The following is a 22,013-nucleotide window of genomic DNA, read 5'->3' on the forward strand; positions in this document are numbered from 1 at the left end:
CCGTGAACGTCCGCACGTATCCGCGGCCCCGGCCGGTCCGCTCCGCGCGTTCCGCGCCGAGGCGCCGCGTCCGCGCCCTGCTCGTCGCCGTGTGCGTCCTGGGAGCCGTGATCTGGGCCCCGTCCGCCCTGGCGCACGCGCGGGCGGAGCCCGAGCAGGTGTACGCGCCGGTCGAGGTCGTGCACACCGAGCGGGTGCAGGCCGGCCCGTACCGGCTGACCGTGGGGTTCTCCACGTGGCCGCTGCGCGCCATGCGGTCGCTGGACTTCACCTTCGCCCCCGAGGGGGGACTGGCCGGCAAGTCCGGCACCCTCGCCATGACCGGTCCCGGCATGGAAGGGACGATGCGCGGGGCGGCTCCGCTCTCTCGCCATCCCCGCAAACGGGACGTGTGGGGCCTGGACATCCAGTCACTGCCCACGGCCGGGACGTGGAGCCTCACCTTCACCGTCGACGGCCCCCGGGGACGGGGAACGGGCACCCTGGACGACATCACGGTCCTCGACCAGCCCGGCCCGCCGCCGGCGCTGAGCTGGGCCGTCTGCGCCCTGCCCGTCGTCGTCCCGGCCGCCTTCCTGGTCGTCGCCTGGCGCCGTCACCGCCCTTCCCGCCGCCTGGAGGCGATGGGCGTCTGACGGGCGCTCGCCGTACGCGGCCGCACGACTCCCGGCCCGGGCCGGGACGGCACCGGGCCGGGCTACCGGACCAGTGCCAGGGCGAAGCCGTCCCACCCCTTCGACCCGACGGTCTGCAGGGCCGTGGCGTCCAGCCGCGGGTCGGCGGCGACCTGTTCGAGGAAGCGGCGCACCCCCCGGACACGCTCGTCGGTGCTGCCGGGATCGGTGACCGCTCCGTCGCGGACGACGTTGTCCGCGACGATCACGCTGCCGGAACGGGTCAGGCGCAACGAGGCCTCGAGGTAGCGCGGGTTGTTCGGCTTGTCGGCGTCGATGAACACCAGGTCGTACGGTTCGGCCCGGCGGGCGATGAGCTCGTCGAGGCCGTCCGCCGCCGCGCCGACGATCACGTCCACCCGATCGGCGACGCCGGCGTGTTCGAGGTTGCGCCGGGCGAGCCGCGCGTACTCGGCGTCGGCCTCCAGCGTGGTCACGTGCTCGGCGGCACGAGCGAGCCAGATGGTCGAGTAACCGCCCAGGGTACCGATCTCCAGGACGCGGCGTGCCCGGCACATGCGGGCCAGCAGCGACAGCAGGGCGCCCTGGTTGGGTGCCACCTCGTGGTCGGGCAGACCGGCGTCACGGCTGGACCGCCGCGCCTGTGCCAGAGCGGCGTCCTCGCCGACCAGCGTGGCGACGAAGTAGTCGTCGACCGCTCGCCACTGCTCCGTTGACTCGTACATCGCCTGACGTCTCCCCGGGTCGGTCCTGGCGCCGACCTTACACAACGGGGCCGGGGTACGGACGGCTCGGGAGCACGCACGTGGGCTCCCTCCCGGGGCGGCCGGACCGCCTGCTGCCGGGCGCCTCGGCGATCTCTTCCGTCTCAGTCCAGGTCGGACATGTCAAGCACGAAGCGGTAGCGGACGTCGTTGCGCCCGAGGCGGTCGAGTGTCGTGTGCACCTGCGAGGAGGGGAACACCTCGACGTCGGTGGCGATGCCGTTGTCGGCCCAGACCGCCGGGCCCGGCCACGGCGACGCGGCTGCCGGGACCCACGCCGAGGGAGCGCAGGGGTTCCCACACGGTGACGCCGGCGCACAGCAGCGGGGCGGCCGCGGCCGGGTCGAGGCCGGAGGGTAGCGGGTAGGCGAACGCCTCGCGCACGACGTACTCGCGGGAGTAGCCGCCCAGGGTGGTCGACCCGTCCTCACGGTCGGTGCCGCCGTAGGTCAGGGTCGGGAAGGAGTGGCAGAAGTTCTCCTGCCCGGCCTGGTCCCCGGTCAGCAACGTGTACGCGGCCGACGACCGGGAACCCGAGGACGTGCACGACCGGCGCCGCGCCCTGCTCCGCGACTGCGTCCGCAGGGCCGTCACGACCGGCGGCGACACCTCCCCCTCCTGACCGCCGCGGATGCCCCCGGCGACCGGCCCCACCCCGGCCGGCCGGGGTGGGGCACGGGCCCGGTCAGCGCAGGGACAACCCGAGCAGCAGGTCCTTGACCTCGGTGGCGGCGATCCGATCCCTGGCCGCGGACGGGTCGGAGCAGAGCAGCACCGGCCCGTCGAGGGGGCCGTCGGGCAGGCGGCCGTGCGAGCCCCGCACGGCGCGGGCGCCCGCGTCGAGGCCGACGACGTTCATCGTGTAGCGCATGCCGGTCTTCTTGCGCAGCAGCGCCAGGGCGGCGCGGCGCTTGGCGGCTCCGGGGGCCGCGGGGTCGAAGAACAGCTCGGCGGGGTCGTAGCCGGGCTTGCGGTGGATCTCGACCAGGTTGGCGAAGTCGGGGGCGCGGGTGTCGTCGAGCCAGTAGTAGTAGGTGAACCAGGCGTCGGGCTCGGAGACGAGGACCAGCTCTCCGGCGCGGGGGTGCGCGAGGCCGCTTCCGGCCTTGCCCTCCTCGTCGAGCACCTCGGCGACCCCGGGCAGGCCGGCGCAGAGCTTGGCGACGGCCGGGACGTCGGCCGGGTCGGCGACGTAGACGTGGGCCACCTGGTGGTCGGCGACGGCGAACGCGCGCGAGGTCCAGGGGTCGAGGTACTCCATGCCGTCCTGGGTGTAGACCTTCAGCAGTCCCTCGGTGCGCAGCAGCCGGTTGACGTCGACCGGGCGGGAGACGTCGGTGATGCCGTACTCCGACAGGGCCACCACGGTGGTCCCGCGCGCGGCGGCGGCGTCCAGCAGGGGGGCCAGCACGGTGTCGAGCTCGGAGGCCGCGGCGGCCGAGCGCGGGTCGGACGGGCCGAACCGCTGCAGGTCGTAGTCCAGGTGCGGCACGTACGCCAGGGTCAGGTCGGGGTCGTGGTCCCTCATGATCTGCTCGGTGGCGCGGCAGATCCAGGTGGACGAGGCGATGCCCGCCCCCGGGCCCCAGTAGGTGAACAGGGGGAAGGGGCCCAGCGTGGCGGTGAGCTCCTCGTGCAGGCCGGGCGGGTAGGTGTAGCAGTCGGGGTCCTTGCGCCCGTCGGCGCGGTAGATGGGCCGGGGGGTGACCGTCCAGTCGACGTCGGCGCCCATGGCGTACCACCAGCAGACGTTGGCCACGGTGAAACCGGGCCGCTCGCGGCGGGCGGCGTGCCACAGCTTGTCCCCGCCGACCAGCGCGTTGTGCTGGCGCCACAGGAGGACCTCGCCGAGCTCGCGGAAGTACCAGCCGTTGCCGACGACGCCGTGCCCGGAGGGCTCGACGCCGGTGAGGAAGGTCGACTGGACCGAGCAGGTGACGGCGGGCAGCACGGTGCCGAGCTCGGCCTGGAAGCCGCCGTCGGCGACGGCGCGCAGTCTCGGCATGTGCGCCAGCAGCCTCGGGGTCAGGCCCACCACGTCCAGGACCAGCAACGATGTCATGCTCTCACTCCCAGGTCGCGCATCTCGGCACGGGCGAAGTCCAGCTCGTCGGCGATGCCCGCGGCGAGCCGGCCGGGCGTCTGCGGGCGCAGCGCCGGTGGCAGCACGCCCCAGGTGTAGGTCTCCACGTCGAAGTGGTCGCAGAGCGGCTCGGGGCCGCCGACCAGCTCCGCGAGGGCCTCGCGCAGCACCGGCACGGTGGTGGCGAGCGGCGCCTGCGGTGCGACGTGCAGCGGTACGTGGTAGTGGACCCGCCAGGGTCCGGGCAGTCCCCGCTCGAACGCCTCGTCGAGGTCGTCGGCGTCGTCACCGGCCGCGTTGCGGGTCTGGTGCAGGAAGCGCGGCTCGGCGTACTCGCGCAGGGCCTCGGGGTCGTCGCTCTCCAGGGCGGCGGAGACCTGCACCTTGACGACGGGCAGGCCCGCCTCGGCGTACCGGCGCAGCGCGTCGGCGGGCTTCTCCCAGGCGCACGCCAGGTGGGCGAGGTCCAGGCAGACGCCGAGCCGCCCGGTGTCGGCGCCGGACAGGGCGCGCACGGCCTGGTCGGTGGTCTCCACCACGCAGCCGGGCTCGGGTTCGAACGCCACCCGGATCAGGCGGCCGGTGTCGGACTCGACGGCGGCCAGCCCGGTGGCGAGCTCGTCGAGCCTGCGCCCGGCGAGGCCGGCCATGTCCCGGTCCCAGGGGGTGCGCCAGGCGAGCGGGAGCGTGGAGATCGATCCCCTGGCGGCGTCGTCGGGCAGCAGGGCGGCCAGGACGCGCGCCAGGTCGAGGGTGTAGGCGAGCCGTTCGGGGGTCGTCCAGTCGGGGTGGTAGACCGCGTGCTTGACCACCGGGTCCTGGAAGGCGCGGTAGGGGAAGCCGTTGAGCGTCACGACCTCCAGCTCCCGCGCGTCCAGCTCGCGGCGGAACCCGGCCAGCAGCGCGGGGTCGGCGGCGAGCGCGGCGGCGACGGGCGCGGCCAGCCAGAGCCCCAGCCCCAGCGTCTCGGCGCCGAGGCGGGCGCGGATCGGCACCGCGTACGTGTCGAGCTGCCCGACGATGCCGCCGAGGTCCTCGGCCGGGTGCACGTTGGTGCAGTAGCTCAGGTGCAGCGTCCGCCCGCCGGGGTGACGCAGCCGCATCACGACCCTCCGCGCTTGATGGAGCTGCCCTCGAACGTGGGCTCCCCCGCCCCGGCGACCTCGGACAGGTCCAGGCGCCCGGACTGGCCGTAGAACTCCACGGGGTTGCGCCACAGCACCCGGTCGACGTCGTCCTCGCCGAACCCGGCCTCCAGCATCGCCCTGCCGGTCTCCAGGGTGAGCAGCGGGTCGGACACGCCCCAGTCGGCCGCGGAGTTGACCAGCACCCGCTCCAGGCCGTGCTCGCGCAGGATCTCCACCATGCGGGGCGGCGACATCTTGGTCTCGGGGTAGATGGAGAAGCCCATCCAGCAGCCCGAGTCGTGCACGATCCCGGCGGTGACCTCGTTGAGGTGGTCGACGGCGACCCGTCCGGGGTCGATGCCGGACGCGGCGACGACGTCGAGGGTGCGCCGGGTGCCGGCGGCCTTGTCGCGGTGCGGGGTGTGCACGAGCGCGGGCAGCCCGTGGTCGACGGCCATCGCGAGCTGGCGCTCGAAGGCGTCGTCCTCCTCGGGGGTCATCGAGTCGTAGCCGATCTCGCCGACCGCGACGACCCGGTCCTTGTCCAGGTAGCGGGGCAGCAGGTCGAGCACGGGCCGGCAGCGCGGGTCCCCGGCCTCCTTGGGGTTGAGCGCGATGGTGGCGTGGTGCAGGATGCCGAACTGGCCGGCGCGGTAGGGCTCCCAGCCGATCAGCGAGTCGAAGTAGTCGGTGAACGAACCGGGGTTGGTGCGCGGCTGGCCCAGCCAGAAGGCGGGTTCCACGACGGCGAGCACCCCGGCGGCGGCCATCCTGGCGTAGTCGTCGGTGGTGCGCGACGTCATGTGGATGTGCGGGTCGAAGATCCGCATCAGGCCTCCTTCTTCTCGCCGGCCGGGTCACCGGTCGGGTCACCGGCCGGATCGCCGGTCGGGTCACCGGCCGGATCACCGGTCGGGGGGTCGGCCGGATCACCGGTCGGGGGGTCGGGCGTCCCGCCGGTCAGGTGGTCGAGCAGTGCGGCCGCGTCGTCGGGGGTGTGCCGGCCGGCCGCGGCGCGTTCCTCGGCGAACGCGGCCAGCATCCCGGCCAGCTCGGCGTCGGCGCGCTCCTCCAGCCGGTCCACGGCGGCCAGCGGCACGCCCATGAACACGCACTTGAGCACCGCCTGCCGCCAGGCGGCCTGGTCGAGGTGACGGGCGTACGGGCCGAGCGCCGCGGCCACCAGGCGGGGGTCGTTGGTGCGGATCGCGTCGTGCAGGAGCGGCACCGCCTCGGCGCCGACGGGCAGCAGCGGCAGTGCCTTGAGCACGGCGCGCTTCTCGTCGGCGTCGCCGTACCGGTACAGGTCGGCGACCTGCCCGGCCGCCGCGTCCGGCGGGAGCGCGGCGAGCAGGACGGCCCTGGCGGCCTCGTCGGCCCTCCAGCCGGGCACGCCCGGCAGCGGCGCCCGTCCGGCGCGGCGCCCGGCGGAGGCGAAGTGCCGCGCGAGGGTCCCGGGCTCGGCGGCGACGCCGCGCCGGGCCTCGGCCAGCCATTCCTGGCCGAGCGCCGCCAGCAGGTCGTCCGTCCCGGGGGCGGGTCGCGGGGTCATGCGTTCGTCCCTTCGGCGGCGCGCAGGAAGTCCAGGGACCGGGCGGCCACCTGCGGCGCGGCGTGCGAGTGGCGGGGCAGTTCGACCGCGACCAGGCCCCGGTAGCCGCATCCGGCCAGGGCGCGCAGCACGGGAGGGAAGTCGATCTCCCCCTCGCCGAACTCCAGGTGCTCGTGCACGCCGCGGCGCATGTCGTCGATCTGCACGTTGACCAGGTGGGGGGCGACGGCCCTGACGCAGTCGGGGACCGGGTCGGGTTCGAGGCAGCGGCAGTGGCCGATGTCCAGCGTGATGCCGAACCCGGCCGGTTCGCCGAGGTCGGCGTGGAGCCTGCGCCAGTCGGCGATCGTCTCGACGAGCATGCCGGGCTCGGGCTCGAAACCCAGCGGCACGCCGGCGGCGGCGGCCTTCTCGGTGACGCGGGCGCAGCCGTCGACGAGCCTGGCCCAGGCCGTGGCCTCGCCGACCGTCTCCGGGCGGACGCCCGCCCAGAACGACACCGCCTCGGCTCCCAGGTCGGCGCCCACGGCCACCGCCCGGCTCAGGAAGTCCAGGCGCGCCTCCCGCTCGTCGTGCAGCAGCGTGGGGGCGTGTTTGTGCCACGGATCCAGCAGGTAGCGGGCGCCGGTCTCGACGACCACGCCGAGGCCGAGGTCGCGCAGCAGGTCGGAGACGGCCGCGACCCTGCGGGCCAGCCCCTCCCGGTACGGGTCCAGGTGGTCGTGGTCGAGGGTGAGGGCGACCCCCTGGTAGCCGAGGTCGGCGATGACCCGCAGCGCGTCGGCCAGCCGGTGGTTGGCGAACCCGTTGGTGCCGTAGCCGAACCTCGTCCCCCCGCCGGTCCCGCCCGGGTCCCCGCCCGGACCCCCGTCCGGGCTCGCGTCCGGGCTCGCGCTCGTGCCGCCGGGGCTCACGTGGGTGACACCTTCCTGGCCAGGGCCCGGCCCAGCGGGACGGCCGCCGCGACCGCGAGGCCCTCGCGGGTGGCGCCGCCGCGGGCGACGAGCGCGCCCTGCAGGGCGGGCAGCGCGACGATGCCGGTGCCGACGGCGGTCCTCAGCCGGGAGGCCGACGGCTCGGCGACCGCCCGGGCCTGGGACAGGCCGAACCCGGCGGCGTACCAGCCGGTGAGCCCGGCCCGCACGGCCCGCACCACCCGCGCGGCCCGCGGCCCGTGCGCGGCCTCGCCCCGTCCCAGGGCGGTGGCCACGGCGAGCGCGGCGGTGCCGGCGAGGGTCGCCGCGGGCAGGCCGCGGCCGGAGCCGGAGACCTCGGCGCGCGACAGCGCGGTGAGCAGATAGGTGTGGGCGGCGACGGTGAGGGCCGGGGGCAGCGCCTTGGCGAGGCTCCGCCCCGGGGTGGCGCCCAGCAGCACGTCGAGGCCGCGGCAGAGCGCCATCGCGGGCGGTCCCGCCGCCGTGTTCTTGGCCATCAGGTCGTAGGACCAGACGGCGGCGGCGAGCGGGACGGCGACCGCCAGGGCCCGGCGACCGCCGGAGAGCCCGGCCACCGCCAGACCGGCGGCGGTGAGTCCCGCGGCGATCCCGAGCGCGGTGCCGGGCGACACGCGGCCGGAGGGGATGGGCCGCTCCGGGCGTTCCACCGCGTCCAGGTGGCGGTCGGCCCAGTCGTTGGCGGCCATTCCCGCCCAGTACAGGCAGACCGAGGAGCAGGCCAGGCCGAGGGTGCGTCCGCCGAGCACCTGCCCCGCGGCGGCCCCGGCGGCGACGTCACCGGGTACCGACAGGGCGGCCGGGGCGCGCACGAGTTCCGCGAGGTCGCGCACCGACGTCATCAGGCCGGTTCCCGTCCGCCGAGGGTGGCGGCGAACGCGCGGAGCGTCCCCCACTGGTCGGCCAGCGCGTGCGGCACCTGCCCGAGCGGGTCCTTGAAGAAGAAGGCCAGCTCGCCCAGCGGCCCGGTGCGGCCGTGGCGGTGCGCCGCCGCCGTGAGCCTGGCCAGGTCCAGCACCAGGGGCGCGGCCAGGGCGGAGTCGCAGCCGTGCCAGGTGAACTCCATGCGCATGGGCGTGCCCAGGAAGCCCTCGAAGGTGACGAGGTCCCAGGCGGTCTTGAAGTCGCCGATGTCCTCCACGTACTCGATGCGGGTCTCGCCCTGCGGGGTGTAGCCGAGCGTCTCGCCCAGCACCCGCTGCTTGCTGGCGGCCTTGGCGGCGTTGGCGGCGGGGTCGGCGAGGCTGGCGCCGTCTCCCCCGCCCAGGAGGTTCATCCCCGACCAGGTGCGGACCCGCAGGTTGCGCTGGGCGAACATCGGGGCGAGCACCGACTTGACGAGCGTCTCGCCGGTCTTGCCGTCGTGGCCCGCGTACGGCAGCCCCAGCAGGCCGGCGAGCCGGTCCAGGGCGGGCAGCCTGGCGCCCGTCGAGGGGGTGAAGTCCACGTACGGGCAGCCCGCGCGGAAGGCGGCGTACGCGGTCAGGGCGCTGGGCGGCAGCAGGTCCCGCGAGCTCGCCAGCCCGGCCTCCAGCAGCTCCAGGTCGGCGTGGGCCGGGTGGGGCGCGGGGGCCGGCTCGGTGGTCGAGACGTTGACGACGACGACCCGCTCCAGGCCGTGCCGCAGCCGGAACTCGGTGATGTCGGCGCCGATCAGCTCCGCGGCCGCGGCCTGGTTCCCGGCGTTCGCGGTGAGCGGCACCTGCCGGAGGTCCTCCTCGACCCGCGCGAGCTCGTCGTGCAGCGCCTGCACCAGCCTGACCGGTACGATCCCGGCCCCGGCCAGCGCGGCGGCCTTCTTCTCCAGCGGGGTCGCGACGATGTCGTGCCCGCCGAAGACCAGGTCTCCCAGACCCGGCAGCCCGGCGTCGCGGAACTCGGGGAGTTCCGTGACGCAACCCGTCGGCGGGGCGAGACCGGCGCGTACCGCGAGCGCTCCGATCACGCTCGTGACGGCGACGGAGCCTCGGGCTCCTACCAGCCACACTCCCGTGCGCATCTGACCTCCTGTGGTGAGTCGGCTCCTGGGGATGACGGTTCTCGTCCGCCCGGCCGGGGCCGGGCGGTGCCGTCGACATCACCGTTCCGGCCGTCCGGCCCGGGGGATGTCACGGCGGGCATACGTGGTCGCTGGGCGGAGGAGACGACTCCGCGGCGGGCCGGGCCGGGAGGCTCGACCCGCCTGTGCAATGAATCGTACTTTGCGTGGATATTACGGATATATGTTTCAGGAACATATTTTTCAGTCAGGGCGGTGCGGCGTAAGGAGGCCCGGTCAGGAGGCCTGGCCAGAAACCCCGTCCCGGCCCGGGTGATCCGGGTGATCCGGTCCTCGCGCCCGCCCGGGGCTCGTCGCAGGAGCGGGGTGAGGGTCCGTCCGCCACCCGCTGCGGGCGGCGGACGGGCCCTCATGTTTCAGACACGGCTCCCGCGACGCGCGGCCCCGCTCCCCTACGGCGCGCGGACGAGGGTGAAGTCGTCCACGTCGAAGTCCGCCCCGGTGAAGACCAGGTAGAGCCGGGCGGTGCCGGAGGGGACCCCGCTGAGCGCGGTGGAGACGTCGGTGTAGGTCTCCCACCCGGCGGTCGCCGGCACGGTGACGCTGCCGAGCAGCGGACCGGTGGGCGAGCCGGTACGGATCTGGAAACCGCCGGTCGGGGTGGGTGAGGCGACCCTGGCCCGGAAGCCGGTGACGCCGGTCAGGTTCACCCCGTCGTAGGCGGCCCAGTCGCCGGGGTTGACGTAGCCGAGCACGGTGCCGCCGTGCGCGGGGGTGTGCGGATAGGTCTGCACGCCGCTGGCCTGCGACCAGTTCTCCGCCTGGACGGTCGTGTCACCCCCGGCCGAACCGAGCTCCTTGATCCTGATGTTGCGGAAGGAGACGTCGTCCCCGGCGCCGTGGTTCTGGATGCCCACGTGCCCCTGCCGGAGCGAGCGGGCCGGATCGGTGTTGGTGAAGTCGTTGATCTTCACGCCGTTGAGGAAGACCTGCAGCCTCTCCCCCTCGACCAGCAGCTCGTAGGTGTTCCACCGTCCCGGCGGGTTGAGCGCGGCGTCCCTGGCCGCCACGTCGGCGGACTTGAAGCCGTAGACCGAACCGGTGGTCCTGTCGGCGGTGTCGGTGGCGTCGATCTGGATCTCATAGCCGTTCGCGACCGCCGAGTTGGGGTCGGTGGAGGCGGGGAAGCCGATGAAGACGCCGGAGTTGTCGTCCCCGGCCATCCTCCAGTCCAGCTTCAGCGAGTAGGAGCGGTACTCCTTCGCCCTGTACCAGAACAGGCCCATGCCGCCCTGCGAGGTCAGGGTGGCGTCGGCGTTGGCGAAGCTTCCCGGCCCGGCCTGCTCCCAGCCGGTGACCGAACCGTCGTAGATCGGCGTGTAGCCGTTCTCCGCGCGGCAGTCGGCCTTGGCCTTGCCGGTGGCGTACTCGATCCCGCCCAGCAGGTGCTGCCGGAACGCGGGCTCGGCGAAGGAGGCGGCGGTGTGCCCGCCGCCGGTGTAGAAGGACCGTCCTCCGTCGAACGCCTTGCACCAGGCGATGGGGTGGTCGGCGCCCATGCCGCCGCCCGAGTAGGTGGACTCGTCCAGGGTCGCCAGCACGCGGGCTCCGGTGCGGGCGTTGGTGCGGTAGTCGTACCACTCGTCGGTACGGGTCCAGGTGGGGCCGAGGTGGGCGGTGGACGGGTGGGCCCGGTCCTGCACCTTGACGGTGGCCTGCTGGACCGCGGGGTGGGAGGCGAACCAGGCGCCGACCAGGTTGCCGTACCAGGGCCAGTCGTACTCGGTGTCGGAGGCCGCGTGGATGCCGGCGTAGCCGCCGCCGGCCCTGATGTAGGACTCGAAGGCGGCCTGCTGGGCGGCGTTGAGCACGTCCCCGGTGGTGCTGAGGAAGACGACGGCCTTGTACTTCGCCAGATTGGCCGTGGTGAAGGCCGTCGGGTCCTCGGTGGCGGTGACGGTGAAGCCCAGATCCCTGATGGCCTGGATGCCCGCGGGGATCGAGTCGTGCCTGAAGCCCACCGTACGGGAGAAGACGAGGACGTCCCCGCTGCCCGTCCCGGGGCCGGGATCCGGGCCGGGGCCGGGGCCGGGGCCCGTCCCGCCGGGCAGCGTCCAGTTCTGCGCGGCGCTTCCGTTGCAGGCCCTGATGACGAGCTGCGCGGCGTCGGTGCCGTCGAGGCACTTGCCGAGCGCCCTGAGGGTGGAGCCCTCCCTGGCCCAGTTCTGCGCGCCCGTGCCGTTGCAGGTGTAGATCTGCACCCTGGTGCCGTCGGTGGCGACGCCGCCCGCGACGTCCATGCACTTGCCGAGCGCCCTGAGGGTGGAGCCCTCCCTGGCCCAGTTCTGCGCACCGGTGTCGTTGCAGGTGTACAGCTGCACCTTGGTGCCGTCGGTGCTCAGGCCGCCCGCGACGTCGACGCACCTGCCGTCGGCGCCGGTGATCCGCCCTGCGGCCGGTCCGGTGGTGCCCCCTCCGGTGAGGGTGAAGTCGTCCACGTCGAACAGCGCTCCCGCGCCGCCGGTGAAGACCAGCGTGAGGTCGGTCGGCCCGGCCGGTGCCCCGGCCAGCGGTGCCGAGACGTTCACGAAGGTCTCCCAGCCGCCGGTCGGCGCCACGGTCGCCGTACCCAGGAGGGTGCCGGTCGCCGAGCCCGCGCGGACCTGGATGGAGCCTCCGGCGCCCGCCGAGGAGACCCTCGCGTCGATCCTCGTGGTCCCGGCCAGGTCGTAGCCCTTGAAGGAGATCCAGTCGCCGTTGTGGACGTCGCCCACGGTCCTGCCGCCGTGCGCGGCCGTCTTGGTGATGGGCGAGACGCCGGACATGGTCGCGTAGTGCTCGGCCTGGCGCTTCCTGGGCTGCAGGACGTGCTGGGTGTGGGTGGTCAGGCCGCCCCGGTCGGTGTACTCGGCGTCGAAGACCGCGAAGATGTTGGCCGCGTCGTCGTGCTCCCCGTCGGCCGGGATGGTCAGCTCGCCCGAGCAGCCGTTCTTGGAGGTGATCTGGTGGCCGTGGGTGTCGTGGCCCAGCACGTAGGTCATCTTGACCTTCGCGCAGTCGACGGTGCCGTCCTCGGGGTCGGTCACCTTGACGGTGAACGGCACGGTGTCGCCCCACTGGAACAGCTGGCCCCGGCGTGGCCTCTCGATGACGACGGTGGGCGCGGTGTTGCCGACCGTGATGGGCACGCTCGCGGTGCCGGTGGCGCCCTGGGGGTCGCGCACGGTGAGCGTGGCGGTGTAGTCACCGTCGGCCGTGTACGTCTTGACGGGGTTGGCGGCGGTGGAGGTGGTGCCGTCGCCGAAGGCCCAGGAGTAGGTGATGGCCTGCCCGTCGGGGTCGGCGGAACCGGCCGAGGAGAAGGTGACGGTCAGCGGGCTCCTGCCCGAGCTCCTGTCGGCCTTGGCCACCGCGACGGGTGCGCGGTTCACGCCCTTGATGTACTCGACGCGGTAGAGCGCGGAGTTGGCGTCGCCGCCGAAGTAGCCCGAGCCGTAGTCGAGCACGTAGAGCGCGCCGTCGGGGCCGAAGGCCAGGTCCATCACCTGGGTGCCGGTCCACGGGAAGCCCGCGATGGCGCCGCGTGAGCCGTCGGCGCCCACCTCGATCGCCTTGATCCACCTGCGGCCGAACTCACCGGCGAAGAAGTGGCCGTCGAGCTCCCGGGGGAACTTGACGGTGGAGTTCAGCGCGGCGTCGTAGCGGTAGACGGGCCCGCCCATGGGCGACTCGGAGCCGCCGCCGAACTCCGGCGGGGAACCGGCGTCGCCGCCGTACCTGATCCAGGCGGGCTTGGCGGGCGGCAGCTTCGACAGGCCGGTGTTGCGGAAGGAGTTGTTGACCGGGCCACCGGCGGCACAGTCGTACTTCGCACCCGCGGGGCCCGAGGGGAAGGTGTACTCGCCGTAGGTCTCGGCCAGGGTGTTGGTCCCGGTGCAGTACGGCCACCCGTAGTTGCCCGGCCCGGTCACCCGGTTGAACTCGACCTGACCGCTGGGCCCGCGGGCGGCGTCGGTGCTGCCCGCGTCGGGGCCGTAGTCGCCGACGTAGACGACGCCGGTGGCCTTGTCGACGCTGAGCCGGAACGGGTTGCGGAAGCCCATCGCGTAGATCTCGGGCCGGGTGCCCGCCGTGCCGGGCGCGAACAGGTTGCCCGAGGGGACGGTGTAGGCGCCGGTGGCCGGGTTCACCTTGATGCGCAGGATCTTGCCGCGCAGGTCGTTGGTGTTGGCGGAGGTGCGCTGGGCGTCGTAGACGGGGTTGCGGGCGGTGCGCTCGTCGATGGGCGCGTACCCGGCCGAGTCGAAGGGGTTGGTGTCGTCGCCGGTGGACAGGTAGAGGTTGCCCTGGGCGTCGAAGTCCATGTCGCCGCCGACGTGGCAGCACATGCCGCGGTCGGCCGCCACCTCCAGCACCGTTCTCTCGCTCGCGACATCGAGCGTCCAGTCGGCCTTGACGGTGAAGCGCGACAGCCGGTTGACGCCCTTCCACGCCGTCCAGTCGGTGCCGGTGGCCGGGGCGTCACCCGCCGGGGTGCTCAGCTTCGGCGCGTAGTACAGGTAGATCGTCCTGTTCGTGGCGAACCCGGGGTCGGCGGCGACGCCCTGCAGACCCTCCTCGTCGTGGGTGTAGACGGGCAGCGTGCCGACGACGGTCGTCGCTCCGGTCGCGCTGGTACGGCGCAGGTTGCCGTCACGCGCCGTGTGCAGCACCGAGCGGTCGGGCAGCACGGCCATGGTCATGGGCTCGCCCATCTCGGCGGCGCCCTTGGCCAGTTCCACCCGCTGGTAGTCGGCCGGGTCGATCACCGCGACCGCCTGCGCGGGCAGGGGCGCGCTGAGCACGGCCGCTCCGGTGAAGGCCAGGATCACGGCGCAGAGCTGCGCGATCCTCCGGCGAGGGTGGGTTGATCTCCGCCTGGGGGGCATGGCGGGTATCCCTTCGGTTGGTGGAGCAACACGTCCCGGCACGGAACGGGACGTATGTCACGTATGTTTCGCGACGGTAGATCGGACTTATGTCGACTGTCAATAAAAGTCCGGTCATCAAATACATAGCTAGCCAGACAGAAACCATCACATGTCATGCAAAGCAAAGAAACCGCCTGACAGGGGGCGTAATGACCCGACCGGCTCGCCGTCCCGGTCGTCGCCGAGGGGCGTGACGCGTTCTGAAAAAGGGACAGGCGACGGAAGGCCGCCAAGACACGTAAAAGCCGTCGAATGGGACGAATGATGATAAACCGGCGAATTGGCGCGTCGAGTGGCTTCCTCGTGCGGGGCACCGGCGTCGGCGGCTCCGATGGAAACGAGCGGCCGGTCGGACGGGATATGTTTCTCACTCGTCGAACACGAAGAGGACGACGATGAAGTTCGCGCTGCTGCTGTTCGATCCCGGGAACCACTGGGACTCGATCTCGCAGGAAGAGACGGGAGCGGCACTGGCCGAGCATGAGGCATTCGCCCGGTACCTGCGGGAACGGGGCACCGCGTTCTCAGGAGAGGCCCTTGAACCGGCGAAGGAGGCCAGGTCGCTCCGCCCGTCGGGGCGGAAACCGGTCGTGGCCGACGGGCCGTTCGTGCCCCTGAGACAGGAGCCGGCGGGTCACCACCTCATAGGATGCGCGGACCTGGACGAGGCCGAGGAGATCGCACGTCACTGCCCCTTGGGAGCGGGCATCGAGATCCGCCCCGTCCGGGAGTCACCCTCCTGACCCGGCCGGGGCCGGCCGGAGCCCTCGGATTCCGGGACGCTTGAATCTCCCGGACCGGGACGCCTCACCCTTCCGCATGACGATGGGAGTGAGTCGACGGTCAGGCGGGTTCGCTGCTCAGGTGGCGCCGTCCGGGGTCGTCCCGGGTTTCGCGTGGAGGATCTCGCGGGCCTGGTCCGCGGCGCGGGCGATGCTCTCGGAGACGAAGTCGACGAAGCGGGCGATGTTCTCCAGGCGGGCGGCGGCCGGGGTGCCGGGACCGAGGATGCCGACGCCCTGCCGGGCGACCTCGCCGAGGTGGGCGGTGGCGCGGGCACTGGCCATCGTCGACTGGTACAGGACGTCGTCGTCGACGATGTAGCGCTCGCGGCGGCGTTCGTCGCGTTCCCGGCGGATGAGGCCCTGGCTCTCGAGGAACGTGATCGCCTTGGAGACGGACGCCAGGCTGATCTGGAGGCGCCCGGCGAGCTCGGAGGCGGTGAGGCTGCCGGTGTCGGTGGCGTAGAGGCTGCTCAGCACCCGGGCCGTCATCTTGGGCAGGCCCGACTGCATGAAGACGGTGGCGAACACCTCCTCGTACTCCCGCACGGCCTCGTTGTCGCGTCCGTGGCCTTCCGGGGACGCGCCCGGGTCCCGGGGGGCGGTGCGCCTGCGGCGGTGGCTGCGGTGTTCGGTGGCGCGGTGGGCCAGGTCGGCACGGTAGGCGGTGGGGCCGCCGTTGCGCATCACCTCACGCGTGATCGTCGAGGTCGGACGGTCGAGACCTCTGGCGATCTCCGCGTAGGCCAGACCGTCGGCCAGTCCCAGCGCGATCTGCTGGCGGTCCTGCTGGGTGAGTCTGCCTCCCGGCATCGCGGTCTCCTTCGTGGTCCGTGGTGTCCCCACCATAGCGTTCATCCTTCCCCTATTGCAACGAACAGGATGACGGCTATTGCATTAGATGCATACCCATTGCAACATTTTCACGTTGTTGAACTGCGGTTATACCTCTCATACGCAACTCGTATGTTGCCGTATCCAGAAATGCAACGTAGTGTTTCCCTCATCAGAAACAACGAACCGAAGGACGACACCATGCAGAAGTTCGACACCCCCACCCCCGTGACCGCCGTCCTGGACGTCCCCGCCGGCCGCATCCACCTCATCGCCGCCGACCGCACCGACACCGCCGTCGAGGTCCGGCCCGCCAACACCACCAAGAACCGCGACGTCAAGGCGGCCCAGCAGACCGAGATCACCTACAACGACGGCGTCCTGCACATCACCGCACCGCAGGCCAAGAACCAGCTCCTCGGCGCCTCCGGAGCCGTCGAGGTCACCGTCCAGCTGCCCGCCGGCTCCCACATCAAGGCCACGGCCGCCAGCGCCGAACTGCGAGGCGTCGGACGACTCGGCGAGGTCACCTTCGACAGCGCCCACGGCTCGGCCAAACTCGACGAGACCGCCGCCGCCCGCCTCACCCTGCAGTCCGGCGACCTCACCGTCGGCCGCCTGAACGGCCCCGCCCACATCAGCACCCACAAGGGCGACCTGCACATCACCGAGGCCACCCGCGGCACCCTCACCCTGCGCACCGACTCCGGCGACATCCACATCGGCGCCACCCGCGGGGCCTCCGCCACCCTCGACGCCGGCACCACCTACGGCCGCATCCACAACGCCCTCACCAACACCGGCACCAACGGCGCCGACCTGACCATCCACGCCACCACCTCCCACGGCGACATCACCGCCCGCAGCCTGTGAGACCCCGGGTGCGACGCCCCGGCCCGTTCACCCGGGCCGAGACGACCCGGGCGAGGCCCTCCGGAAGACGACCCGAGGACTCGTCGAACCGGCCGCGCGGCTCACGAGGCGCCGGGCACGCCGGGAAGGGCGCCGGTGAGGGCCCACCGGCTCCCGGCGCCGGGACCCCGTGCCGGGACCGCGTCGGAACCGCGCCGGGTTCCGGCTCGCACGTCCGCCGGGCCCGTCGTGAGGGCCGTCCGGGTCAGGCCGGGTGCGGTGACCGGTGACGGCGGGCCGTGACGATCCAGGCACGCGAGTCGAAGTACACACCGTTGCCGGTGTCGTGGGCGGCGAGGGTGGCGCGCAGCCGCGTGCGCGCCTGCTCGGCCGTCGCGGTGTCGAGGCCGGCGAGCAGGTCCCCGTACTCCCTGAGGCGGAGCACGTTGTCGAAGGCGGTGGCGGTGTCCGGGCCGTAGAAGACGGGCTCGTGCACGTCGGTGAAGCCGATCCGCGTGAAGCCCGCCGCCGTCAGGACGCCTCGCGTGACGGCCGGATCGGCGAGCGAGAACGGGCCCGGCCCCCCGGTGGGCGGGGCGGGTGCGGCCGTCGCCGCGGTGAGGCTCCGCCGGATCGCGGAGGCCCATTCGTTGCGGTCGCGCCCCTGCCAGACCAGCAGCACGAGGCGCGCCCCGGGGCGCAGGGCCCGGCCGATGTTGGTGTACGCGGCGATCGGGTCGGTGAAGAACATCGCCCCGAACCTGCTGATGCACAGGTCGAAGTGCGCCGGTGGGAAGCGGTGGACCTGGGCGTCCGCCCGCCGGTACGTGATGTTGGTCAGTCCCTCGTCGTCACTGAGCCGGCGGGCCCGTTCGAGCATCGGTGCGGAGAGGTCGACGCCCACCACGCTTCCGGTGGCGGCGGCGCGGGCGGCCTCGCGGGTGGACTGCCCCGTACCACAGCCGATGTCGAGCACACGGTCGCGCGGGCCGACACGGGCGGCGGCGCGGAAGAGCTCGTTGTGCAGGCGCAGCTCGGCGTCGTAGTCGAACAGGCCGGCCTGCCCGGTGAGGGGGCGGGGGCTTCGGGCTCCTGCCGACGCGTCGGCGGTCACTGTCATGCGGGCCACGTTAGGAGCCGTCCTCCATCGTGAAAAGCGATTACTTCCGATCAACTTGATCGCCATGAGAAATGATCGGGAAGAGGAAGGCGGCCGGGGGCATCAGTCGGCCAGCGCGAAGCCGGCCGCCGCCTCCGCGTGCAGCCGGGCGCTCGGCAGCAGCGGGACGGCGGTGTCCTTCTCGGTGATCAGGAGCTCGATCTCCGTGCAGCCGAGGACGACGCCTTCGGCCCCGTCGGCCGCGAGCTCGGCGATGATCCGGGCGTACGCGTCCCTGGAGGACTCCCGGAGCACCCCGCGCACCAGCTCGTCGAAGATCACGCGGTGGACCCGTTCCCGCTGCTCGCGCCGGGGGACGACCACGTCGAAGCCGTGGGCCGCCAGCCGGTCCCGGTAGAAGGACTGCTCCATGGTGAAGCGGGTGCCCAGCAGGCCGACCCTGCGCATCCCCCTGGCGCGGACCTCCGCGCCCACGGCGTCGGCGATGTGCAGCACGGGCACGTTCGCGGCCCGCGCCACGTCGTCGCTCACCCGGCTGAAGGTGTTGCTGCAGACGAGCAGGACCTCGGCGCCGAGATCCTCCAGTTTCCTGCCGGCGTCGGCCAGCAGCGTGCTCACCTCGTCCCAGCGGCCGGCGAAGATGAGGTCCTCGACGGTCGTGTAGTCGACCGACCAGATGAGGCTGTTGGCGGAGTGGCTGCCGCCGAGCCGTTCTCGTACCCGCTGGTTGATGATCTGGTAGTAGACCACCGTCGATTCCCAGCTCAACCCGCCGATGAGACCGATGGTGCGCATGGAACCCCGTTTCGATGACGTGTGCCGGTGACGGTGCCGGTGATGGTGCCGGTGACGGTGCCGCCAGCGGTGCGGCCTGGTACGGCCGGGTGGTGCGCCGGCATGGAAGTGCGGTGCGGCCTGGTGCGGCCTGGTGCGGCCTGGTGCGGCCTGGTGCGGCCTGGGTGCGGCCGGGCGGTGCGCCGGCGTGGACGTGCCCGATCCGCCCGGTCCTTCGGTGACGGGCGCGCCGGCGGTCAGCCGCGGGCCAGCGCGCGGGCGCAGGCGCCGAGCCCGATCTCGCTGGAGGCCTTGACGAACACCACGTCTCCCGGTTCGAGAAGCGCGGTGGCCAGCGCGAGGGCGTCGGCCACGTCCTGGACGGTGTGGACGGCCACGTCCCGGTCCGAGGACCGCGCCGCCTCCGCCGTCGCGAGCGGGTCCCCCGCTCCGACCGCGATCAGCACGTCGAAGCCGAGGTCGGCGACGAGCCGGCCGATCTCCGCGTGCCGGGCGCGGGAGGCCTCCGCCTGCTGCCCCATCGCGCCGAGCACGGCGACGGTACGGCGGGTCCCGGCCAGGGCCTTCACGGCCCGCAGCCCGGCCCGCATGGATTCGGGGCTGGCGTTGTAGGCGTCGTCGACGACCGTGACGCCGTCGGGCCGTTCGACGATCTCCAGGCGGCCGGCGGAGCGGCGCCGTGCCGCGGTCAGCCCGTCGGCGATCTCGGTGACGTCCAGGCCGAGCGCGGTGGCGACGGCGGCCGCGGCCAGGGCGTTGCCCACCTGGTGCTCGCCGATGAGGTCGAGCTCGACCGGGGCGCGGCCGGAGGGCGTCACCAGCTCGAACGCGGGTCGCGCGCGGCCGGTCGTGCGCACGGCCTCGGCCCGCACCTGCGCCCGCGCCGACCGGCCGAACGACAGGATCCGGGCCCCGGTACGGTCGGCCATGCCCATGACGTACGGGTCGTCGGCGTTGAGCAGCGCGAACCCGTCCGCCGGGAGTGCCTCGACCAGCTCGCCCTTGGCCTCGGCCACGTCGGCCGGTCCGGTTCCCATGCGCTCCACGTGGGCGGTGCCGACGTTGAGGACCAGCCCGACCCGGGGCGGTGCGATCCCGGTCAGGTACGTCAGGTCGCCCTTGCGGCCCGCGCCCATCTCCAGCACCAGGTACCGGGTGGCGGCGTCGGCACGCAGCACGGTGAGCGGCAGCCCGAGCTCGTTGTTGAACGACCTGTCGGTGGCGACCGTCGCGGCGTGCCGTTCGAGCACCTGGGCCAGCAGGTCCTTGGTCGTGGTCTTGCCCACGGAGCCGGTCAGGCCGATCACGGTCGGGCCGATGTGCTCCAGCAGGTGCCCGGCCAGCAGGCCGATCGCGAGCCGGACGTCCTCGACCACCAGGGCGGGCACGCCGACGGGCCTCGACGCCAGCACGGCCACGGCGCCGCCCGCGACGGCACCGGCCGCGTGGTCGTGTCCGTCGGCGCGGGCGCCCGCCGTCGCGACGAACAGGCCGCCGGGCACCACCTCGCGGGAGTCGGCCGCCGCGGGCGCCGTCACCTGCGCCCGCGGGTCGGGCACGTCGTGCAGGCGCGCGCCGACGACCCGCGCGATCCTCTCCAGCGTCATGGGGATCATGAGCCGCTCCTGGCGAACGCGAGGTCGACGAGGCGGCGCAGCAGGTCCGGGTACGGAACACCGCTGGCGGCCCACGCCCTGGCGTAGACGGAACGGGAGGTGAAGCCGGGCATGGTGTTGATCTCCAGCACGTACAGGCGCCCCGTGTCCTGCTCGTAGAGGAAGTCGACGCGGGACAGGCCGTAGCCACCGACCGCCCGGAAGGCGCGCAGGGTCAGCTCGCGCACGTCCTCGGCCACCCGTTCCGGCAGCGCCGCGGGGATGGTGGCGATCTCGGCCGGGCTGAGGTACTTGGCCTCGTAGTCGAGCCAGTCGCCGGGCACGATGAGCTCGCCGGGCACCGAGGCGTCCGGGGTGTCATGGTCGCCGAGCACGCCGCAGACGAGCTCGCGCGCGGTCACGCCCTGCTCGACGACGACCATCCGGTCGTAACCCAGTGCCAGCTCCACGCCCGCGCGCAGCTCCTCCATGGAGGTGACACGTGAGATGCCGATGGAGGAGCCCATGCCGGCCGGTTTGACGTACATCGGCCAGTCGAGCGACTTCACCAGCCCCCAGGGGTCGGTGGTGGTGCGCCACTCGTACTCGGTGAACCACACGTGCGGGGTGATCGGGATGTCCTCCGCCAGGAACGCGCGCCGCATCGCGACCTTGTTCATGGCCACGGCGGAGGCCATGACGCCGCAGCCCACGTACGGGATGCCCAGCGTCTCCAGGTGACCCTGGACGACGCCGTCCTCGCCGAACGGCCCGTGCAGCACGGGGAAGACCACGTCCGCCAGATCGCGCCGCAGTTCCACCGGCCACCTGCCCTGCCGGTCGATGATGACGGCGACGGGCTCGTACAGATCCCTGGGCAGGGCGTTGAGCACGGCCTGCGCCGACTGGAGCGACACCTCATGCTCCGCGGACGGCCCGCCCGCCAGCACGGCCACGCGCACGCGTTCGGTCACGATCGATCAGCCTTCCTCGGTGGTACGAGACAGCCGGCCCCCTCCGGGAAGGGGCGCCGGTCGACTCCGTCCACTGTGGGGCGGCCGTGTCCCCGCCTCGTCAGCGCCGTGTCATGGTCGTGTCACGGCCGTACCGGCCGGATCACCGGTGCCGCTCTCCCCTGGTGTCGGCCGGGGGCACCAGCCCGCACTCGTAGCCGAGGATGACCGCCTGAACCCGGTCGCGCAGCTGCAGCTTGGCGAAGATGCGGCCGATGTGGGTCCGTACGGTGCCGGCCGACAGATGCAGCTCCGCCGCGATCTCACCGTTGGTGCGGCCCCGCGCGATGAGGGTCAGCACCTCCCGCTCGCGCCGGGTGAGCACGGCGAGCCGGTCGGGCACGGGAGAGGCCGCGGGCCGCGGCTCCGGCTCGGCGCGGTCGAGATAGTGGGCGATGAGCCGGCGCGTCACGCTGGGAGCGGTGACCGCCTCGCCGGAGGCGACGGCCCGGACGGCGGACAACAGGTCCTCGGCGAGGGCGTCCTTGAGCAGGAAACCGCTGGCACCGGCGTGCAGGGCCTCGTAGACGTACTCGTCGAGGTCGAACGTGGTGAGGATGAGAATCCTCGGCCGGACCGCGGTGGAACGGCCGCCGTCGAGCGCCCGGATGCGCCGGGTGGCCTCGATGCCGTCCGTGCCGGGCATGCGGACGTCCATCAGCACGACGTCGGGGCCGGTGCGTTCCACCACGGCGACACCGCTGTCGCCGTCCGCCGCCTCGCCGACCACGACGATGTCGTCCGCCTGGTCGAGGATCAGCCGGAACGCGGTGCGCAGCAGCGCCTGGTCGTCCACCAGCACCACCCGCACGACGCGCGGGGACGTCCCACCGGCCGCGTCCGTCCCAGGGCCACTCCCCGCGGCGGAACCGGCGGAACCTCCGGACGCCCCGGGACCACCCGTCGCCGTGAAGGCGCCCGTCCGCCCGCGAACGCCCG

General features: G+C 73.2%; 19 protein-coding genes. 3 read left to right on the forward strand and 16 right to left on the reverse strand.

Annotated elements, in window-relative coordinates:
- Window positions 1–2 precede the first annotated feature (2 nt).
- A complete protein-coding gene (locus ACIBCT_RS22940; protein ID WP_399191613.1) occupies window positions 3–635 on the forward strand; it encodes a hypothetical protein in 633 nt (210 codons plus the stop codon).
- A gap of 62 nt (window positions 636–697) precedes the next feature.
- Here ACIBCT_RS22940 and ACIBCT_RS22945 read toward each other — a convergent pair whose 3' ends face one another.
- The 10 genes from ACIBCT_RS22945 to ACIBCT_RS22990 all read right to left on the reverse strand — a co-directional run bounded on the left by ACIBCT_RS22945 (window position 698) and on the right by ACIBCT_RS22990 (window position 14,041).
- On the reverse strand, window positions 698–1,360 hold the full coding sequence (locus tag ACIBCT_RS22945; RefSeq protein WP_399191615.1) for an O-methyltransferase: 663 nt from the start codon (window positions 1,358–1,360) through the stop codon (window positions 698–700).
- A 162-nt stretch (window positions 1,361–1,522) separates the two neighbouring features.
- Window positions 1,523–2,008 carry a hypothetical protein gene (locus ACIBCT_RS22950; RefSeq protein ID WP_399191617.1) on the reverse strand — a complete coding sequence of 162 codons (486 nt, stop codon included), beginning with the start codon at window positions 2,006–2,008 and terminating at the stop codon, window positions 1,523–1,525.
- Between the two features lie 76 nt (window positions 2,009–2,084).
- Complete coding sequence (locus tag ACIBCT_RS22955; RefSeq protein ID WP_399191619.1) at window positions 2,085–3,461, reverse strand: nucleotide pyrophosphatase/phosphodiesterase family protein; 1,377 nt, start codon at window positions 3,459–3,461, stop codon at window positions 2,085–2,087.
- Window positions 3,458–4,585: a metabolite traffic protein EboE gene (gene eboE, locus ACIBCT_RS22960; RefSeq protein ID WP_399191621.1), complete on the reverse strand. Its 1,128-nt coding sequence runs from the start codon at window positions 4,583–4,585 to the stop codon at window positions 3,458–3,460. Before eboE ends, ACIBCT_RS22955 begins: the two co-directional genes overlap by 4 nt.
- Window positions 4,585–5,439: a TatD family hydrolase gene (locus ACIBCT_RS22965; protein ID WP_399191623.1), complete on the reverse strand. Its 855-nt coding sequence runs from the start codon at window positions 5,437–5,439 to the stop codon at window positions 4,585–4,587. The genes eboE and ACIBCT_RS22965 overlap by 1 nt, the downstream gene beginning before the upstream one ends.
- On the reverse strand, window positions 5,439–6,161 hold the full coding sequence (locus ACIBCT_RS22970; RefSeq protein ID WP_399191625.1) for an EboA domain-containing protein: 723 nt from the start codon (window positions 6,159–6,161) through the stop codon (window positions 5,439–5,441). Before ACIBCT_RS22970 ends, ACIBCT_RS22965 begins: the two co-directional genes overlap by 1 nt.
- Entirely contained in the window at window positions 6,158–7,075 is a 918-nt protein-coding gene (locus ACIBCT_RS22975) for a sugar phosphate isomerase/epimerase family protein (protein WP_399191627.1), read from the reverse strand. The genes ACIBCT_RS22970 and ACIBCT_RS22975 overlap by 4 nt, the downstream gene beginning before the upstream one ends.
- Window positions 7,072–7,956 carry an SCO3242 family prenyltransferase gene (locus ACIBCT_RS22980; RefSeq protein WP_399191629.1) on the reverse strand — a complete coding sequence of 295 codons (885 nt, stop codon included), beginning with the start codon at window positions 7,954–7,956 and terminating at the stop codon, window positions 7,072–7,074. Before ACIBCT_RS22980 ends, ACIBCT_RS22975 begins: the two co-directional genes overlap by 4 nt.
- Entirely contained in the window at window positions 7,956–9,113 is a 1,158-nt protein-coding gene (locus tag ACIBCT_RS22985) for an inositol-3-phosphate synthase (protein WP_399191631.1), read from the reverse strand. The genes ACIBCT_RS22980 and ACIBCT_RS22985 overlap by 1 nt, the downstream gene beginning before the upstream one ends.
- Before the next feature lie 452 nt (window positions 9,114–9,565).
- Window positions 9,566–14,041: a ThuA domain-containing protein gene (locus ACIBCT_RS22990; protein ID WP_399191633.1), complete on the reverse strand. Its 4,476-nt coding sequence runs from the start codon at window positions 14,039–14,041 to the stop codon at window positions 9,566–9,568.
- Window positions 14,042–14,478: 437 nt separating this feature from the next.
- Here ACIBCT_RS22990 and ACIBCT_RS22995 point away from each other — a divergent pair, with 437 nt between their 5' ends.
- Window positions 14,479–14,826, forward strand: coding sequence for a YciI family protein (locus ACIBCT_RS22995; protein WP_399191635.1), 348 nt, complete (start codon window positions 14,479–14,481; stop codon window positions 14,824–14,826).
- A 117-nt stretch (window positions 14,827–14,943) separates the two neighbouring features.
- On the opposite strand, the gene ACIBCT_RS23000 is transcribed toward ACIBCT_RS22995, so the two are convergent.
- Entirely contained in the window at window positions 14,944–15,678 is a 735-nt protein-coding gene (locus tag ACIBCT_RS23000) for a helix-turn-helix domain-containing protein (protein WP_399191637.1), read from the reverse strand.
- Window positions 15,679–15,900: 222 nt separating this feature from the next.
- Here ACIBCT_RS23000 and ACIBCT_RS23005 point away from each other — a divergent pair, with 222 nt between their 5' ends.
- The gene (locus ACIBCT_RS23005) at window positions 15,901–16,572 is read left to right on the forward strand and encodes a DUF4097 family beta strand repeat-containing protein (protein WP_399191639.1); all 672 of its coding nucleotides are present in this window, start codon (window positions 15,901–15,903) and stop codon (window positions 16,570–16,572) included.
- A gap of 244 nt (window positions 16,573–16,816) precedes the next feature.
- Here the strand turns inward: ACIBCT_RS23005 and ACIBCT_RS23010 are convergent, their stop codons facing one another.
- The 5 genes from ACIBCT_RS23010 to ACIBCT_RS23030 form a co-directional block, all read right to left on the reverse strand.
- Window positions 16,817–17,671 carry a class I SAM-dependent methyltransferase gene (locus ACIBCT_RS23010; RefSeq protein ID WP_399191641.1) on the reverse strand — a complete coding sequence of 285 codons (855 nt, stop codon included), beginning with the start codon at window positions 17,669–17,671 and terminating at the stop codon, window positions 16,817–16,819.
- Between the two features lie 102 nt (window positions 17,672–17,773).
- Window positions 17,774–18,466: an aspartate/glutamate racemase family protein gene (locus tag ACIBCT_RS23015; protein ID WP_399191643.1), complete on the reverse strand. Its 693-nt coding sequence runs from the start codon at window positions 18,464–18,466 to the stop codon at window positions 17,774–17,776.
- A gap of 236 nt (window positions 18,467–18,702) precedes the next feature.
- Complete coding sequence (gene murF / locus ACIBCT_RS23020; protein ID WP_399191645.1) at window positions 18,703–20,082, reverse strand: UDP-N-acetylmuramoyl-tripeptide--D-alanyl-D-alanine ligase; 1,380 nt, start codon at window positions 20,080–20,082, stop codon at window positions 18,703–18,705.
- Window positions 20,079–21,035 carry a D-alanine--D-alanine ligase family protein gene (locus tag ACIBCT_RS23025; protein ID WP_399191647.1) on the reverse strand — a complete coding sequence of 319 codons (957 nt, stop codon included), beginning with the start codon at window positions 21,033–21,035 and terminating at the stop codon, window positions 20,079–20,081. The genes murF and ACIBCT_RS23025 overlap by 4 nt, the downstream gene beginning before the upstream one ends.
- A gap of 142 nt (window positions 21,036–21,177) precedes the next feature.
- Window positions 21,178–21,879 carry a response regulator gene (locus tag ACIBCT_RS23030; RefSeq protein WP_399191841.1) on the reverse strand — a complete coding sequence of 234 codons (702 nt, stop codon included), beginning with the start codon at window positions 21,877–21,879 and terminating at the stop codon, window positions 21,178–21,180.
- Between the last annotated feature and the right edge of the window lie 134 nt (window positions 21,880–22,013).

It is taken from the genome of Streptosporangium sp. NPDC050855, assembly GCF_044456585.1.
Classification (GTDB): Bacteria; Actinomycetota; Actinomycetes; order Streptosporangiales; family Streptosporangiaceae; genus Streptosporangium; species Streptosporangium longisporum.

Coding starts and splice junctions, on each gene's coding strand:
- ACIBCT_RS22945 (WP_399191615.1), bottom strand. CDS start 1,360: ATGTACGAGTCAACGGAGCAGTGGCGAGCGGTCGACGACTACTTCGTC.
- ACIBCT_RS22955 (WP_399191619.1), bottom strand. CDS start 3,461: ATGACATCGTTGCTGGTCCTGGACGTGGTGGGCCTGACCCCGAGGCTG.
- eboE (WP_399191621.1), bottom strand. CDS start 4,585: ATGCGGCTGCGTCACCCCGGCGGGCGGACGCTGCACCTGAGCTACTGC.
- ACIBCT_RS22965 (WP_399191623.1), bottom strand. CDS start 5,439: ATGCGGATCTTCGACCCGCACATCCACATGACGTCGCGCACCACCGAC.
- ACIBCT_RS22970 (WP_399191625.1), bottom strand. CDS start 6,161: ATGACCCCGCGACCCGCCCCCGGGACGGACGACCTGCTGGCGGCGCTC.
- ACIBCT_RS22980 (WP_399191629.1), bottom strand. CDS start 7,956: ATGACGTCGGTGCGCGACCTCGCGGAACTCGTGCGCGCCCCGGCCGCC.
- ACIBCT_RS22985 (WP_399191631.1), bottom strand. CDS start 9,113: ATGCGCACGGGAGTGTGGCTGGTAGGAGCCCGAGGCTCCGTCGCCGTC.
- ACIBCT_RS22990 (WP_399191633.1), bottom strand. CDS start 14,041: ATGCCCCCCAGGCGGAGATCAACCCACCCTCGCCGGAGGATCGCGCAG.
- ACIBCT_RS22995 (WP_399191635.1), top strand. CDS start 14,479: ATGAAGTTCGCGCTGCTGCTGTTCGATCCCGGGAACCACTGGGACTCG.
- ACIBCT_RS23000 (WP_399191637.1), bottom strand. CDS start 15,678: ATGCCGGGAGGCAGACTCACCCAGCAGGACCGCCAGCAGATCGCGCTG.
- ACIBCT_RS23005 (WP_399191639.1), top strand. CDS start 15,901: ATGCAGAAGTTCGACACCCCCACCCCCGTGACCGCCGTCCTGGACGTC.
- ACIBCT_RS23010 (WP_399191641.1), bottom strand. CDS start 17,671: ATGACAGTGACCGCCGACGCGTCGGCAGGAGCCCGAAGCCCCCGCCCC.
- ACIBCT_RS23015 (WP_399191643.1), bottom strand. CDS start 18,466: ATGCGCACCATCGGTCTCATCGGCGGGTTGAGCTGGGAATCGACGGTG.
- murF (WP_399191645.1), bottom strand. CDS start 20,082: ATGATCCCCATGACGCTGGAGAGGATCGCGCGGGTCGTCGGCGCGCGC.